The 15663-nt window shown below is 40.1% G+C and carries 12 protein-coding genes and 1 tRNA gene; 1 reads left to right on the top strand and 12 read right to left on the bottom strand.

Annotated elements, in window-relative coordinates; translation table 11 throughout:
- Positions 1 to 2 precede the first annotated feature (2 nt).
- From EMIN_RS03865 to EMIN_RS03910, 10 genes are all read right to left on the bottom strand, one after another.
- The gene (locus EMIN_RS03865; RefSeq protein ID WP_012414919.1) at positions 3 to 1208 is read right to left on the bottom strand and encodes a pyridoxal phosphate-dependent aminotransferase; all 1206 of its coding nucleotides are present in this window, start codon (positions 1206 to 1208) and stop codon (positions 3 to 5) included.
- A 366-nt stretch (positions 1209 to 1574) separates the two neighbouring features.
- A complete protein-coding gene (locus EMIN_RS03870; protein ID WP_012414920.1) occupies positions 1575 to 3023 on the bottom strand; it encodes a 4Fe-4S dicluster domain-containing protein in 1449 nt (482 codons plus the stop codon).
- A gap of 10 nt (positions 3024 to 3033) precedes the next feature.
- Complete coding sequence (locus EMIN_RS03875) at positions 3034 to 4206, bottom strand: SpoIIE family protein phosphatase (RefSeq protein WP_012414921.1); 1173 nt, start codon at positions 4204 to 4206, stop codon at positions 3034 to 3036.
- The gene (locus EMIN_RS03880; protein WP_012414922.1) at positions 4199 to 5878 is read right to left on the bottom strand and encodes a [Fe-Fe] hydrogenase large subunit C-terminal domain-containing protein; all 1680 of its coding nucleotides are present in this window, start codon (positions 5876 to 5878) and stop codon (positions 4199 to 4201) included. The genes EMIN_RS03875 and EMIN_RS03880 overlap by 8 nt, the downstream gene beginning before the upstream one ends.
- A 26-nt stretch (positions 5879 to 5904) precedes the next feature.
- A complete protein-coding gene (locus EMIN_RS03885) occupies positions 5905 to 6144 on the bottom strand; it encodes a (2Fe-2S) ferredoxin domain-containing protein (protein WP_012414923.1) in 240 nt (79 codons plus the stop codon).
- An 87-nt stretch (positions 6145 to 6231) separates the two neighbouring features.
- Positions 6232 to 6981: a phosphotransferase gene (locus tag EMIN_RS03890; RefSeq protein ID WP_012414924.1), complete on the bottom strand. Its 750-nt coding sequence runs from the start codon at positions 6979 to 6981 to the stop codon at positions 6232 to 6234.
- 2 nt (positions 6982 to 6983) lie between these two features.
- Positions 6984 to 9602, bottom strand: coding sequence for a bifunctional acetaldehyde-CoA/alcohol dehydrogenase (gene adhE, locus EMIN_RS03895; RefSeq protein ID WP_012414925.1), 2619 nt, complete (start codon positions 9600 to 9602; stop codon positions 6984 to 6986).
- A 10-nt stretch (positions 9603 to 9612) separates the two neighbouring features.
- Positions 9613 to 10263 carry a redox-sensing transcriptional repressor Rex gene (locus EMIN_RS03900; protein WP_012414926.1) on the bottom strand — a complete coding sequence of 217 codons (651 nt, stop codon included), beginning with the start codon at positions 10261 to 10263 and terminating at the stop codon, positions 9613 to 9615.
- Positions 10264 to 10390: 127 nt separating this feature from the next.
- Positions 10391 to 11314: a LysR family transcriptional regulator gene (locus tag EMIN_RS03905; protein WP_012414927.1), complete on the bottom strand. Its 924-nt coding sequence runs from the start codon at positions 11312 to 11314 to the stop codon at positions 10391 to 10393.
- 135 nt (positions 11315 to 11449) lie between these two features.
- Complete coding sequence (locus EMIN_RS03910) at positions 11450 to 12235, bottom strand: class I SAM-dependent methyltransferase (RefSeq protein WP_012414928.1); 786 nt, start codon at positions 12233 to 12235, stop codon at positions 11450 to 11452.
- A gap of 221 nt (positions 12236 to 12456) precedes the next feature.
- On the opposite strand from EMIN_RS03910, the gene EMIN_RS03915 reads away from it, so the two are divergent.
- Positions 12457 to 13932: a hypothetical protein gene (locus tag EMIN_RS03915; RefSeq protein WP_012414929.1), complete on the top strand. Its 1476-nt coding sequence runs from the start codon at positions 12457 to 12459 to the stop codon at positions 13930 to 13932.
- Positions 13933 to 14384: 452 nt separating this feature from the next.
- Here the strand turns inward: EMIN_RS03915 and EMIN_RS03920 are convergent.
- Both EMIN_RS03920 and EMIN_RS03925 read right to left on the bottom strand, forming a co-directional pair.
- Positions 14385 to 14469 (bottom strand) — tRNA-Ser (locus tag EMIN_RS03920).
- Between the two features lie 37 nt (positions 14470 to 14506).
- Complete coding sequence (locus EMIN_RS03925) at positions 14507 to 15598, bottom strand: CapA family protein (protein ID WP_012414930.1); 1092 nt, start codon at positions 15596 to 15598, stop codon at positions 14507 to 14509.
- Between the last annotated feature and the right edge of the window lie 65 nt (positions 15599 to 15663).

Genomic DNA, 15663 nt, shown 5'->3' on the forward strand with positions numbered 1-15663 from the left:
AGTTACCATGTCCTTTTAACAATTTTACCGCCGATAGTTATTTCGTCGGGTGAGGTTTTATCAAGAGCCCAGCGTATACGCCTTGCCCCTTCAACCACGTTATTTTTAGACGCGCAGTAGCTTATACGGGCGTAACCGTCTAAGCCGAAAGCGTCGCCCGGCACTACAGCGACTAAAGCTTTTTCAAGTAAAAACTGGGCAAGCTCCATTGAATTCTTGCCGTAAGCCCTAAAATCAACCAAAGTATAAAAAGTGCCTTCAGGTACAGTTACGCCTACGTCTTTAATTTGTTTAAGCTCCTGCATTAAAGCGTTTCTGTTTTCCTCAAGCTGGGCTTTTAAGTCGGTTACCACGCTTTGGTCTCCGTTTAAAACGGCTGCTGCGGCCGCCTCCGAAATATCACAGTTACATGATGTTGTTTGCGCCTGCATGCGGCCCATAGCGGCAATAAGGTCTTTATTTTCGCTTACAGCCCAGCCTATTCTTAACCCGGTTAAGCCGTAAAGTTTACTTACGCCGTTAATAACAACCAAATTATCAGCGTTTTTGGCGTATTTAAAAGCCACGGGGCATTCCGCGCCGCCAAACACAAGTTTGTTGTAAATATCGTCCATCAAAAGGAAAATGCCTTTTTCTTCGCAGGTTTCAACAATGCCTTTAATAAAGGCTTCGTCAAAAATCATGCCTGAAGGGTTGCTCGGGCTGTTAACCATTACGGCTTTTGTTTTAGGGGTTATTTTAGCTTTAACTTCATCTAAAGTAACTTTTAAACCGTTTGCCGGCTTGACCGGTACGGGAACGCCGCTTACCATTGTAACCATTTCGGGGTAGCTTACCCAATAAGGAACGGGGAAAACAACCTCGTCGCCGGGGTTAACCGCAGCAAGTAAAAAATTATAAATAGCCTGTTTAGCGCCGCTGCTTATAATAATATTTTGCGCTTCAACCGTTTTGCCGTAATTATCTTTGGTATATTTGATAACAGCTTCTTTTAAATCCACGGTGCCTGTGGTGGGGGAATATTTTATTTTTTCCGTTTTAGCTTTGGCCAAAATCGCTTCAACAGCCGCTTTGGGAGCGGGATATTCAGGCTCGCCTCCGCCCAAATGAATAAGAGGAAGGCCTTGTTTTTTTAAAGCGTTGGCTTTTGCGTTAATTTTTAGCGTGGCGGAATCCGCCACTACGGAAGAAAGTTTGCTTAAGTTCATTAATAATTCTCCTGATAAAGGCAAAAAAAATGACGCGGGGTAATCTTTTTTTTAACGGTAAAGCCAAAAGGACCTCACGCAATATTTTCTATAGCCGTGTTGCTTAAATATGCTTCTATAAGAACATTCTACAAAAAAAGACGTATAAACTTTAATAAAAAAAAGACCTATAAAAATCTTACGGCTGATAAAAAGCCTCTACATAAGAAAATAAAAAGCGTTTTGCGCCCTGCTTTGGCTTAAACGGGGACAGGAGGGAATGTTTTTAATGCCGCTTATACTTTTGGTAACCACAATATAAAAAACAAACCCGTGCCAAAAGCACGGGTTTGTTAATATATTTTACGCTATTTCTTTGACTAAAGTTTATTTTGAAGTATTTGAGCTGTCCGTTCCCAATACGGAAATGGCGTCTGTAATAGTTTTTTCCAAAGCTTCTTTGCCGTAAGCGTCAACCTGGTTTTTATCTTTAGGACCGTGGGTAAGGCAGCCCGCGCCGCCTATACAGCCGCCCTGGCAGGCCATACCTTCTATAAAGTTGCCGTCTAAAATTTTGCTTTTTGCTTTTAATAAAGCCATTTTGCAGGCTTCAAGCCCGTCGCAGATAACAGGCTTGCACGCAAAGGAACTGCCTTTTTCTTTAAAAGCTTGGGCAACAGCGTCTGAAAGTCCGCCGCTTCTTGCAAAAATTCTGCCATAGTAAGAAGCGTTATCAAGAACGCCTTCTTCCAAAGCGCCTAAATCAATATCCTTGCTCCCAAAAAGAGCCTGAAGTTCTTCAAATGTTATTACATTATCAACATAAGGGCGCACATTATCTAAATGGGCCTCCATCTTTTTTGCGGTACAAGGGCCGATAAACACAACCTTAGCGCCTGGAGTTGTTTCTTTAATGTACTTTGAAATTTCCGCCATCGGGGAAAAATTATGCGATATATCTTTTTCCAAATCAGGAAAATTCTTTTTAATATAACTTACAAAAGCGGGACAGCAGGAGCTTGTTAAAAAACCCTTTTCCTCAAGTTCGGAAGATTCCTTCATAGCCACCATATCGGCGCCCAAAGCGGCCTCAACCACGTGGTAAAAACCCAGCTTTTTTAAACCCGTGATAACCTGCCCGAGTTTATAACCAGAGAACTGGCTTGATATGGAAGGCGCCACAACGGCGTACAATTTATATTTTGTGTTATTTTCGCTTTTCTTTATTAAATCTATAACGTCTAAAATAAAAGATTTATCCATAATAGCGCCAAACGGGCACTGGTTAATGCAAGCGCCGCAGGAAACGCATTTTTTATCGTCAATTTTAGCTTCTTTCGTAGAATTCATGGAAATGGCATTTACGACTTTGCAGGCTTTTTCGCACGGACGTTTATAAGAAAGTATTGCACTGAAAGGGCATACTTTGGCGCACAAACCGCATTCCACGCATTTTGTTTTATCGATATGCGCTTTTTGTTCATGGTCAAAACTTATGGCATTTTTGGGGCAAACTTGCTCACACCTGTGTGCTATACAGCCGCGGCAAGCGGCGGTTACTTCATAGCCGCCCACGGGGCATTCATCACACGCTATATTAATAACTTCAACAATGTTGGCGCGCCTTTTGTCGCCGCCTATGGCTATTTTTACGCGTTCGGACACTATGGCCCTTTCTTTATAAACGCAGCAACGCATTGTGGCGTTTTTACCGGGAATAATGTTTTCCGGTATCTTCATCATATTCTCAAGCAGTTTGTCCTCAAAAGCGTACTTGGCTACTTCTTTTAAAACTTTGTATTTCAATAATTGTACTTTAGTGTCAAATTTAATCATAATCGGTTCCTTAAAAATAGTTTAATTTAACTCTTTTGCCCATTTTTTCAAGGCAGGAGGACAATTCTTTAACCAACTGCATTTTTATATTAAAGTTTATAGGCAGCTCCGGATTTTGGTGGGCGGGGTTCATGGCCAGCCCTACATAAAAGTTTATATCCGTAGCTTCCTCAAAAAGCAAGCGTGCTATCCTCGACGCGCCGTCTTTTTTATAACTCCATTGGCTGTAGGTGTTATTATCTTTAAGATAATCCTTAGCGTAACTTAACACTTTGTTTATTGTAACAACACCTTCAGTAACAAGATCCACACCTTCAATTTCCGCCGTGGGCGGCACATCGGGGTCTAAAAAATCAAGTTTAGCAACAAGCGGCTTATTTAAAAATTCCGCCGCTATTTTGGAGGTTGTTCCCCCGCACAATATATGTTTACCCTCTTTAGAGAAAAACAAAGAAAGCATTCTTTGGCAGTCATCCCTGTCGGAAGGGGGGCCTATCATAAGGTTCATTGGTTCCCTTTTGGCTATTCTTACTGTGCAGACAGTAGTGTCGTCGCCGGGTTCGCCGCCGTAAAGGGCAAAACATTCGTCTAATAATATTTTTGTAAGCGTTTTCGCGGTATAGCCGGAAAGACTTATATCTTTCATAAAATTAACAATATTGTCCCTTGTCCAGCCGAAGTTAAGGGCCGGCCCCACACCGGCGTGTACGGCGCCGTCGCTCATGGCGATAAAAATATCATTTTCCTGAAGTTTGACTTTGGAACGGTGTATTTTTTTGCCGTTAATATCCATCATAACGGAAGATAATTCAATATTTTGGCCGTTTCTGAGCAAGATTACATTAGGGTTGTCATAGCATATAATCTCAACTTCTTCATTATCAATAAAATTCAAAATTGTAAATGTGGAATAAGCAAGCCCCCTGACGGAGCAAACAGGCAAAGTGGCGGTAACGGTTTCTACGCAATCCTCAATTTTTATATTTTGGGAAAGCATTGTGGTAATAATTTTTGAAGTGAGCGAAGATAAAATATTCGCTTTAACTCCGCTGCCCAGCCCGTCGGACAAAACTATAACTGCAGAGGACCTGTCATAATTTACAATGTCAACATGGTCCCCGCAAATATACTCTCCCTTCTTTATTAAACTTTGCCAGCCAATGTCTACATAAAGGTTATTCATCGTTAATGCTTTCCTTTAGTTTTGTGAGAGAGGTTTTTGTTTCCGCCACCGTTTCCCCTAATAAAGAGGCGATTTCCTGCACGATACGCATTTGTTTATCGGCAACGTTATCGGCGGTTTCTATAGTTTTCCTTCTAAGTTCTTCTTTTTTCTTTTCTTCTTCTTTTTCGGCGGTAATATCTCTCATAATACAAATAAGAATATGAAAGTCCCTGTCGTACAAAACAGTTTTTTCGACATATTTTTTGTATTCGGAAAGATAGGTAATTCTTTCCCTCACGCTTGCGCCGCTGTCGCGCACCTGCATAAAAATCTGCGGATCTAAAATGCGTACGACAGGCTCGCCCAAAACATAAGAATGGTGGGCTATATTCATAAGTTTGCAAGCCGATCTGTTAATTTGCTGAATTTCTAAATTCTCATTAAGAACCAAAATAGCGTTTGGCGTGTTATTAATAATATTGTCAGAAAAGCTTTCCGCCTTGTCTTTTAAAAACGGCAGGCACATTGATATATTAGCGTTACCCAGGTAAACGGCGGCGGCCTTTTCCCTGCAGGTATTATAACCGCACGAAGCGCAGTTGAGTTCATGCTCGGGTTTTGTTTTGCCCATCTGCTTTAAAATTTCCTCTATTTCATGGGGGGGAATTTCTTTTTTATTAAAATGCAGCGGGTTGCGTTTTTGTGTTATCTTGCCGGAATAATCTTCAACCTTAAAATCTTTTTCACCCGCATAAGCGGCAACCTGCATATAGCCTTTTATGGGCGAACGGTTGTATTTTTCCATAATAGGGCCGCCTATACAGCTGCCCTTACAGGCGGACATTTCTATAAAACAGCGGAAAATGTTGCCATCTTTAATATCGTTAAGAGCGTCTATACACGCTTCCGTACCGTCAACCGCTATATACTTATATTCCCCTTTTTTAGCGGTGCCCCTCATGGTTTTTAATATCCCTCCCGAAGTTGGAAAAAACCTTGCCTTGCCTTCCGCGGTTTTATTTTTTTCAGGTTCAACGGTAATTTTTTCCTCTTTGAACCATTGGGTAAGTTCCTCAAAAGTAAGCACGGCGTCCACAATATCGGGGTAACGCTGGGCTTCGTCTTTTTTAGATACGCAAGGTCCTATGAAAACTGTTTTCGCGCCGGGATAACGTTTTTTTATATCCCGGCAATGCGCCTGCATAGGTGACATTACATTGGCTAAATACTTAAGCGCGGAGGGAAAATGCTTTTGAATAAGCAAATTAACCGAGTGGCAGGAAGAGGAAATTAAAATATCATGTTCTTTTTTAGCCAAAATATTTTCATACTCGTTTTTAACCATTGTGGCGCCTATGGCGGTTTCCTCAGCAGAATGGAACCCTAGCTTTTTAAGCGCTTTACTTAAAGACTTTATACCCGCGCCGCCGTAATTTGCAATAAATGAAGGAGCAAGGCTTGCTATTACAGGTTCTTTACCGTAAAGCATTACCTTTACTTTTTCAATATCTGATTCAATTTGTTTTGCGCCCTGCGGGCAAACAACAAAGCACTGTCCGCACAAAATACATTCATCATTAATGATATGGGCTTGGTTGCCGGACACTCTTATAGACTTAACGGGGCAATGCCTTATGCATTTGTAACAGTTTTTGCAATTTGATTTTTTTAATTTTAAAATTTCCCGCATGGCGCAGACCTCAAAATAAATTTAATTTATATTTTTGAAAGAATTTGGTTCTTAAAAAAGGTTTTTGTTTCCTGGGGCGAAACGGAAAAATTTTCCCCGTTTACCGTAACGCAAACGCCTTTTTGGCAGTTACCCATACAGAACGTCCCCGACAGCTCAACTTTTTCTTTAAGATTATTTTCCGCAACGAGGTACTGCAACTCTTCAACTACTTGTCTTGAGCCTTTTAAATGACATGAACTGCCTATACATACAGTAACTTTCATAAAAACTCTCCTTTTTTTATCCGGTAGTAAGCTCTAAACCAAGTAATCTGTCCCTTACGGGACAGATTACTTTACTTCGCTTTAAAACTATTCGTAGTCTACCACGTTAATATAGTGCATCAAGAACTCTTTTTCAACTTCTTTACCTTTAACCGATTGCGACGCCGCCACTATAGGCATCCACTTTTGTACATACTGTTTGGCAGTATCGCTTTTTTTACAAAATAGGTCCAAATATTTTTCCGCGCCCTCCATGTTACCTTCAAGATTAAAAAGCAAATATGTTCTGGCTACGTCCGCCGAAGCGTTGCCCTGGGTAGCGTGGGACCAGTCCAATATATAAGGCGTGCCGTCTTTGCTTATAATAATATTGCTGGGGTTAAAATCACCGTGGCAAACTTTATCATGCTTAGGCATGCTTTCAAGCCTGGAATGAAGGTCGTATCTGGTTGTCGCGTCAAGGCTTGAGGCGGATATTTTGCGGTTCATTTTATCTTTAAGCTTATTAAGAAGCGGCGCTTTTTTAGAATGCACCGACATCTGTAAATCTACAAGAAGCTCAAGGTTTTTGTCAAAATCAGCAGGGTTTTCCTCCATGATTTTAGCAAGTGTTTTGCCTTCAATAAATTCTAATACTATGGCCCATTTTTCGTTAATTTTGGTAACTTCAAGTATTTTGGGAATATTTAAACCCGTTTCTTCAACACGGGCCTGGTTAAGAGCCTCGTTTAAAATATCCGCTTTAGAAAAATCTTTATCAAAAACTTTAATCGCTTTATCACCGTCTCTATAAATGGTTTTGGAATTTCTTAAAGCAATAACTTTTTCTAACTTCATAATTATTTCCCTCCTTTTTTACCATAATAAGCGTTAAGATAAAGCTGTTTCATTTCGCTTATTAAAGGATACCTGGGGTTACAGCCTGTGCATTGGTCGTCAAAGGCTTGATCGGTCATTTCATCTAAGGTTTCTAAGAATTTCTTCTCGTCAACGTCGTATTCCTTAATTGTTTGTTTAATGCCGATTTTGGCTTTAAGTTCGTCAATAGCTTTAATAAGGTTTTCCATTTTTTCGGTTTCTGTTTTACCTTTAAGGCCAAGACTGTCGGCTATTTCCGCGTATCTGGAAAGAGCTTTAGGGTATTCGTACTGAGCGAAAGCCGCCATTTTTGTAGGAGCTTCAGCTGAGTTAAAGCGTATAACATCATTAATCATAAGCGCGTTGGCAATACCGTGCGGTAAATGGTGGAAAGCGCCTAATTTATGCGCCAGTGAATGGCATATACCCAAAAACGCGTTGGCAAAAGCCATACCGGCTATTGTGGCTGCGTTTGCCATTTTTTCTCTGGCTATGGGGTCATTAGCTCCGTTCTCATAGGCTTGCGGCAGGTATTCAAAAATAATTTTAAGAGCGCGCAGCGCAAGGCCGTCGGTATAATCGGTAGCCATGATTGAAACATAAGCTTCTATAGCGTGGGTAACAGCGTCTATACCGGAGGCGGCGGTTAAACCTTTGGGGGCGTTCATCATCATATCAGCGTCAATGATAGCCATGTTAGGCATAAGAGCGTAGTCCGCTAAAGGATATTTAACACCGGTTCTTTCATCCGTAATAACCGCGAAAGGCGTTACTTCAGAACCTGTGCCCGCTGTTGTAGGTACAGCGATAAAATAGGCTTTTTCACCCATTTTAGGGAAGGTATAAATTCTTTTGCGTATATCCATAAAACGCATGGCCATATCCAAAAAGTCCACTTCAGGATGCTCGTAAAGAACCCACATAATTTTGGCCGCGTCCATAGCGGAACCGCCGCCTAAAGCGATAATGCAGTCAGGCTGGAAGGTAACCATCTGCGCGGCACCTTCTTTAGCGCTGGCAAGGGTCGGGTCCGGAGCTACGTTAGAAAAAGTGGCGTGTTGAATGCCCATTTCGTCTAATTTATCCGTTATAGGTTTGGTATAACCGTTTTTGTAAAGGAAAGAGTCGGTAACTATAAAAGCCCTCTTTTTGCCTATTACATTTTTAAGCTCATCAAGAGCAACGCCTAGGCATCCTTTTTTAATATAAATTTTTTCAGGCGCTCTGAACCAAAGCATATTTTCTCTCCTTTCAGCAAAAGTCTTTATGTTAAGCAGGTGTTTTACACCCACGTTTTCGGATACCGAGTTGCCGCCCCATGAACCGCAGCCCAAAGTAAGCGAAGGGGCAAGTTTAAAGTTAAAAAGATCGCCTATACCGCCGTGCGATGAAGGGGAGTTAAGCAAGATGCGGCAGGTTTTCATTCGTGCGCCAAACTGAGCTTTCTTTTCAGCTTCCGTAACGGGGTTAAGGTAAACTGACGCAGTGTGTCCGTAGCCTCCGTCTGCTACAAGTTGTTCGGCTTTGTCTAAAGCTTCGCCGAAAGTTTTTGCTTTATACATGGCAAGAACGGGGGAGAGCTTTTCATGGGCGAATTCCTCGGAAATATCAACACTTTCAACTTCGCCTATTAAAATTTTGGTTTCGGGCGCTACTTTAACTCCGGCAAGATCGGCTATTTTAAAAGCGGACTGGCCTACTATTTTAGCGTTTAAAGCACCGTTAATAATAATGGTTTTTCTAACCTTTTCCGTTTCTTCTTTATTTAAGAAGTAGCAGCCGCGCAAAGTAAATTCTTTTTTTACTTTTTCATATACTTTTTCTAATACTATAACAGCCTGTTCGGAAGCGCATATCATGCCGTTATCAAAAGTTTTAGAAAGTATAACAGAATTTACGGCCTGTAAAATATTGGCGCTGTCATCAATAATAACAGGGGTGTTGCCCGCGCCTACGCCTACTGCCGGCTTACCGCTGGAGTAAGCGGCTTTAACCATACCGGGGCCGCCTGTGGCTAAAATAAGGTCAGCCTCTTTCATGACAAAGTTTGTCATATCCAAGCTGGGGACGTCAACCCAGGAAATAATCCCCTCAGGAGCGCCCGCCGCTACAGCGGCTTCCAAAACTACTTTTGCGGCGGCTATAGTGCTTTTTTTAGCTCTAGGATGCGGGCTGATGATAATGCCGTTTCTTGTTTTAAGGGAAATAAGAGTTTTAAATATAGCGGTAGAAGTAGGGTTTGTGGTAGGAATAACGGCCGCTATGACGCCGACAGGCTCAGCTATTTTGGTTATACCGAAAGCTTTGTCCTCCTCAATAACGCCGCAGGTTTTGGTGTTTTTATAGGCGTTATATATATATTCGGAAGCATAGTGGTTTTTAATAACTTTATCTTCAACAATACCCATGCCCGTTTCTTCCACGGCCATTTTCGCCAAAGGGATTCTTTGGTTATTGGCCGCAAGAGCGGCGGCTTTAAATATTTTATCTACTTGTTCTTGTGTAAAACCCGCAAAAACTTTTTGGGCTGCCCTAACGCGTTCAAAAGCTTTGCCAAGAGTTTCCACGCTGTCAATAATGTCATACTTCTTATTTTCCATACAGATCTCCTTAGAGGTGTTTCTTAGATTTTTTCAAATTTTCCTTCAAGTGTTTAGAAAGTATGGCAAGCGACACTGCCATATTTTCATTATGCAAAAGGATATGCTCCGGTACGTTTAAGTGAATAGGAGCAAAATTCCATACGGCCAAAATATTATTGGCGACCATAAGATCGCAAACTTCCTGCGCGGCCGAAGCTGGAGCGGTAATAATACCTATTTTTATATTAAGCCTTTTGCACAAATTGCCAAACTTAGAAAGCGGAAAAATTTTTTTACCTTTTTCACCGCCATCTTCTGTTACGTTTATGTCAAAAGCAGCTACAATATTAAAACCGTACTGCGCAAAACCGGAATAGTTAAGTAACGCCGTGCCCATTTTACCGGCACCTATAATTACGGCGTCTTTTATGTTGTTATAACCAAGATATTCTTCTATTTCCTTTATTAAAGAGCACACGCTGTAGCCGGTTTTAGGCTTACCCGCGCTTAAACTTACCGAAGCAAGATCTTTCCTTACCTGAACTTCGCCAAGCCCTAAAACCGCCGCCAAAGCAGTGGCCGAAATGTTGGGCGTTTCCCGCGGGGAGAGCGTTTTTAAATAATTAAGATACGCGGGTAACCGCTGTAATGTTGATTTTGAAATTTCTTTTGTTTTCATATAGTCTTACTTCTTTCCTATTATTAATATTTTAGAATTTAGCCCGGCATATGTGAAATATAAAAAAAGCATATCGATATGTTTTTATCGATATGCTTTTACTGATTAAAAGTAAATTCCGTCGGGTTTACTTAAGAAGTTTTGCTTTGTTTAACTCTTTTATAAATTTTTCATCAAGCGGGGTAAAGCGGTAGTTTTTCCTGTAAATTAAAATATCTTTGTATATTTTTTTGTTTATAGAGCATTTTTTTTGCACCAGATTGTAGCGTTTAAGCTGTTCCTCCGGCACGGGAGAAACCCACATAAAAGTTTTTTTAATTTTGTTTAACAGCTCAAACTGGCTGGCTCTTTCAAAAACATAAATACGCTTGTTAACAAAAGTCGAAAGCTCGGCTTTTTTTACGTCAATAACAGGCAAAGACGGAACATACGGGTCCGCGTGGGCGATTTCTATAAAATTCTTTAAATCATCGGCTTTTATATCCGTTTTTTTTGCCAAAGGATTGTCTTTTGACATAAGTAAAACATAACTAAACTGGCGTACAGGCTCAAAAGCCAGCTGCTTTTCATAAAGCATAACCTTAAAATATTCCTCAAAAGCGGCCTGATAACGTATTATGCCTAAGCGGTAATCCGCCTGTAAGATATTGCTTATCGCCCGCATGGAATTTGTTTCTTTATAATAAAACTCGGCCGTTAGAGAAAGATCTATATTTTTTGCAAACTCCGTAAACGCGTGGGAAATATAACTGGCGCGCGGCACTGATATTGAAAAAGACTGTTTTTCAGTTTTAGAACTTTTATACATCGCGGTTACTTCTTCTACCTGCGAGATAATTTTTTTAGCGTATTGCAAAAACTCTTCGCCGCGCGGAGTGGGGGAAATACCTTTAGACGTTCTTTTAAAAATAGTTATTCCTAAAATTTTTTCCAGTTCTTTTATAGCGCGGCTGAGATTAGGCTGCCCCATATACATATTAGCCGCCGCTTTGCTGATGGAACTTGTTTTTTCAACTTCAAGAACATATTTTAAATGCAGTAAGTTAATCATATTAATATTTTACAAAACAAAGAATGTGTTTAGGAATATATATTAAAATCCCCTAATTTCCAAGACAGGCGGTTAATTAGGGGGGTAATCTATACAGGACATCAGTCCCGGATATTATTTTTTATTATAAATGGGTTATTTACGTCCGTAAATTAAGCCCGTTTCACCCAATAAAACGGGAGTGGCCAAAATACGCGGAATAAAATCGCTTTTTCTGGTTTCTGAAAAATGAATTTCGGAAACTTCTTTTGACAAGGTTTCCATCAATACATCTAAATCTTTATAATTAGCTTTAGAAAAAAACAGATCCCCAAATGAAAAAACTCCGCCCGGTTTTATAACACGTAAAACTTCTTTTATTAAAGCAACTTTATCAGGCTGAGTTTTCACTTCATGAAAAACAAAATTGCTGACTACAGCGTCAAATTCGGCATCAGCAAAGTCCAATTTTGCCGCGTCGCCTTTTTGGAAGTGAACCCGGTCGCTAACGCCTTCGATTTTAGCGTTATTTTCGCATTGTTCTTTGGCGTAATCCCACAGCGCTCCCCAATAATCCATACCTGTAATTTTTGCGTTTGGAAAACGTTTTGCCGCCTTTATTACCATTGCCCCGCTTCCGCAGCCTACGTCAAGCAACTTCCCGTTTCCATCCCAATTAAGGTGGTTTAAAACATTATCTAAAACTTTGCCTTGAACTCCGCCACCTTCATAAGAAAAAAGTTTTCTCGCATAGTACATATAACAGAAAAATCCTGTTGATAAAACCGCAAGAATAAACAAGACGGCTTTTATAACCGTTATAATAAAACCGCCTTTTAATAAACAACTTGCCGCAAACAATGATATTGTAACAACCGACGCCGCTCCCAAAATAAATACCAGTTTTTTAGGTATCCAATTTGCATAATCCGTTTTTTCCATATTTCCCCCAAGTTTAATTGCTTTTTTAAAATGGCAATTAACTAACAGCACTTTTTTAATTTATTGAACAATTAGCTTATAACAATGTTCAAGTTCTTACATTTATTATTATACCCAAATTAAAAATCTTTGAAACACAACACCCTTTGCATCTTAATTTTTTTAATTTTATAATGCTATAATAGAAATTTTTAAATCAAATCTGTTTCAAAAAAGGGTTTATGGCAAAATGGCTTAGATATATTTTAATGGGAGCGGTAATTTTAGGCTTTATGGGATACACTTATTGGAAATATGTTATCCCAAAGCATCGTATCACTGTTGAATCTGAACTGATAATGTTAGGTGATTTGGATGGCGATCATCGCTGGACAAATAAAGATATATCTCTATTTTATACATTTATTAATAATCCATATTCATTGGATAATGCCGCAACTTTACGTTTAGATCTCAATCAAAACGGCTATATTGACGAACAGGACATTAATATTATCCGCCAACTTGTGGCGGCTAACGGAAATCCTTATGCTTCTTTGGAGGTAGCGCAGGCACGCAGCGAAACCTTTCCCCGTCCCCGCGAATTATATCGCTATGTACCTGTGGCACAGTATCACTTGCGTCCTCTTTGGGCATTGCCATACGCCGGAGTACAAAACTCGGTATTGGATTGGCTGAAAGATTTTAAACCAAACACCAATGATTCATATGCAGACAAACTTGATTCTGAAATATATGCGGAAGCTGTACGGTTTGATAACGCTTGGAAAAAACGTCAGTCTACCCTTACGGACATAGAAAAAGATTATGCGCGGATTAAATTGCTAAACGCAAAACGTCTCTATGATAGCGGCGACCGATATGAATTGCTGCTGTCTCTTATTGAATTGACTGAAGATGCCGAAACGCTTACTTCCCGCAACCAGCCGGATTTTCCGCTTAAATTGTTAGTCTTTCGAGACCACTTGCGCGATCTGTTGGAATCTCCGCTTTATGCGGAGTTTGAAATCGGAAATAAAGAATGGACAGATGTGCTACGGCAAGTATCAGTTTATAGTAAAGAAGATTTGGGTATGGAATACGATTTTTCCAATATGAAACCGGCGCGTAATCTGAGTGATCTGCAAAACTATTTACAACGTGCTGAGTGGCAATACTACAAGACTTCTGCCAAAGATGGCGATTTCCGCGCATTGATAGACTACGCCCAGCATGATCCGCGCTACTTACGGGCTGTGGCGCGCACGTCACGGAAGCTGCAAGACCTGCGCGTAAATAATCACAATTTACCGATGGTTTTACTTTTTAGAGAAGCGTTGCGTTTAAAAGGCGGAGATAAAAAGAAAGCTGTTGGCCTTTTGGACGAGGCAATCCGCATTCCATACGGCTGGATTAAGTTTATTCCAAATGACATGTTGCCAAGTTCGCTTGCGCTTGATAATTTTCTGCTTCCCGGAAATAAAGAAGACGGCGCGGATAAAAGCCGCCATTGGAATGTATTCGGCGGCATTTGCTTATATAAGTCGCCGCAGGAAGCGGTTGATTTAGCTCTCCGCCGCGAATTTCAAGACCTCAAAAAAGGCGGCTATACCAATGAAAATATGCGCGAATTTATACGCGATATGGTTGCAAATATCAATGGTATGTACCACGTTATGACCATTAACCCAAATTTGCTTACCAGTGCGGAAAAATGATATGTCAATAGAACGGCAGTGTTGAGATTTTAAATTTATGAATAATATCAAAAAAGAAAATAAATCTAAAACAATTAAAGATACGGAAGCTGGCTTCAAAAAAGCCGTTTAGAGAAAAACCTCTAAACGGCTTAACAATTTACACAAATTCCTCTAAATAAACTTCCCTGCTCCATATCCCAATACGGTTCACAATGGCACTAATGTTCATAATCCTCTTTACTCGGACAAGTTCTCTCACGGGAATAATAAAGGACGTAGAGAGTGTGCGTAAAACTTACGTCTAACTGGTACCCAATTGCGGTACCCGAATTGGTACCCGATTGTAAGCTAGATAAAGAGTGAAGCAAATATAAGCAAAGTTACAAAGGGTTACTAATAGATAGACGATAGAAAGCAAAAAAGACAATAAAAAACGGGTGCTCGTCGTGAGCACCCGTTGTATAGTAAAACGGAGAGGGAGGGATTTGAACCCTCGATACCTTGCGGTATACAGGTTTTCGAGACCTGCTGTTTCAACCACTCACACACCTCTCCAATACACTAATTATATAAAAATATAAGACGCAAGGTATTAAATGCGTTTATTCATCAGTTCAATGCGTTTTAAATAGTATTTCATTGTTTTTTTGTTTTGCTCGTCGGCAAATTCACTGGTTAAACGGCGTATTACGAAGTTTCTGTCTTCATCAATATGCGTGGTTATTAAGTAAGGAAAAATATTTACTATCTTTACTCCGCCGTCTTTGGATTTTTTTAGCTTAATCTGTAAAAGGGCGCTGTCACCCGTATATTGTTTATTTTCGCCGGGGTTGTCATAATTAAGTTTAAAACGCTGCGCGGAAATTAAATTGCCTAAAGAATAAATTGCCATTTTATCGGCGGTTTGGTCCCAGCCTTGAAAAACGTGCGGATGCGCGCCCCAAACAATATCAATGCCCGCTTTATTAAGTTCTTTAAAATATGTTTTGCGGCTTTCTTTTACTTCCAAATCATATTCCGGTTCATAAGTATGCATTGACAAAACAAAAACATCGCAGGGGTTGTCCTCCCGCAGTTTTATTATAGTTTCTTTAAATTTCCTTCGGCCTTTGGGTGTGGAAGATATTATATCTACCCTTTTGCTTTCATCAACAGTGTTGGAAAATTCTGTAACGGCGGCAAAAAGTATTTTCCATCCGCCGGTTTCTATTAAAGAGTAAGAAAGGCCGTCTTCTTTTTTAGCGCGTATTCCGGCGGAAAAAATATTATCTTTTTTTCTCTCGGCAAAATACTTATAAGTTTCCTCAACGCCTTTTTCGCCCTGGTCGTTTGTATGGTTGTTAGCTAAGGAAAATACATTCAGCCCCGCCTGTTGGGCGGCGTCGGCATACTCTTTTTTAATACTGAAGCGGGGATACCCTTTGTAACCTTTTTCCTCATAAATCGGGGTTTCTAAATTAACAAAAGAAAGGTCCGCTTCCTCAAAAATTTCTTTAACGTCTTTATAAATAAGGCTTAAATCTTTTATTTTTGTATTGGATTTATGCGCCATCAAATCGCCCGCGAAGGTAAGCGTAATATTATCCTTTTGTAAGGCAACAGGCGCGGCGGGGGGGATTAAAATATCGTTTTTATTTCGCTCAACGCAGGCGGAGATAAAAATAATAAAAACTAAAAAAAACATTTTCTTATACTTAAATAGGCACATGTGAAATATTATATAATTTTGTGTAAATAATTTAAGTAAAA

Source organism: Elusimicrobium minutum Pei191, from assembly GCF_000020145.1.
GTDB lineage: Bacteria > Elusimicrobiota > Elusimicrobia > Elusimicrobiales > Elusimicrobiaceae > Elusimicrobium > Elusimicrobium minutum.

Bases quoted from the DNA above. Each gene is read 5' to 3' on its own strand.
- EMIN_RS03865 (WP_012414919.1), bottom strand. From the start codon at position 1,208: ATGAACTTAAGCAAACTTTCTTCCGTAGTGGCGGATTCCGCCACGCTA.
- EMIN_RS03870 (WP_012414920.1), bottom strand. From the start codon at position 3,023: ATGATTAAATTTGACACTAAAGTACAATTATTGAAATACAAAGTTTTA.
- EMIN_RS03875 (WP_012414921.1), bottom strand. From the start codon at position 4,206: ATGAATAACCTTTATGTAGACATTGGCTGGCAAAGTTTAATAAAGAAG.
- EMIN_RS03880 (WP_012414922.1), bottom strand. From the start codon at position 5,878: ATGCGGGAAATTTTAAAATTAAAAAAATCAAATTGCAAAAACTGTTAC.
- EMIN_RS03885 (WP_012414923.1), bottom strand. From the start codon at position 6,144: ATGAAAGTTACTGTATGTATAGGCAGTTCATGTCATTTAAAAGGCTCA.
- EMIN_RS03890 (WP_012414924.1), bottom strand. From the start codon at position 6,981: ATGAAGTTAGAAAAAGTTATTGCTTTAAGAAATTCCAAAACCATTTAT.
- adhE (WP_012414925.1), bottom strand. From the start codon at position 9,602: ATGGAAAATAAGAAGTATGACATTATTGACAGCGTGGAAACTCTTGGC.
- EMIN_RS03900 (WP_012414926.1), bottom strand. From the start codon at position 10,263: ATGAAAACAAAAGAAATTTCAAAATCAACATTACAGCGGTTACCCGCG.
- EMIN_RS03905 (WP_012414927.1), bottom strand. From the start codon at position 11,314: ATGATTAACTTACTGCATTTAAAATATGTTCTTGAAGTTGAAAAAACA.
- EMIN_RS03910 (WP_012414928.1), bottom strand. From the start codon at position 12,235: ATGGAAAAAACGGATTATGCAAATTGGATACCTAAAAAACTGGTATTT.
- EMIN_RS03915 (WP_012414929.1), top strand. From the start codon at position 12,457: ATGGCAAAATGGCTTAGATATATTTTAATGGGAGCGGTAATTTTAGGC.
- EMIN_RS03925 (WP_012414930.1), bottom strand. From the start codon at position 15,598: ATGTTTTTTTTAGTTTTTATTATTTTTATCTCCGCCTGCGTTGAGCGA.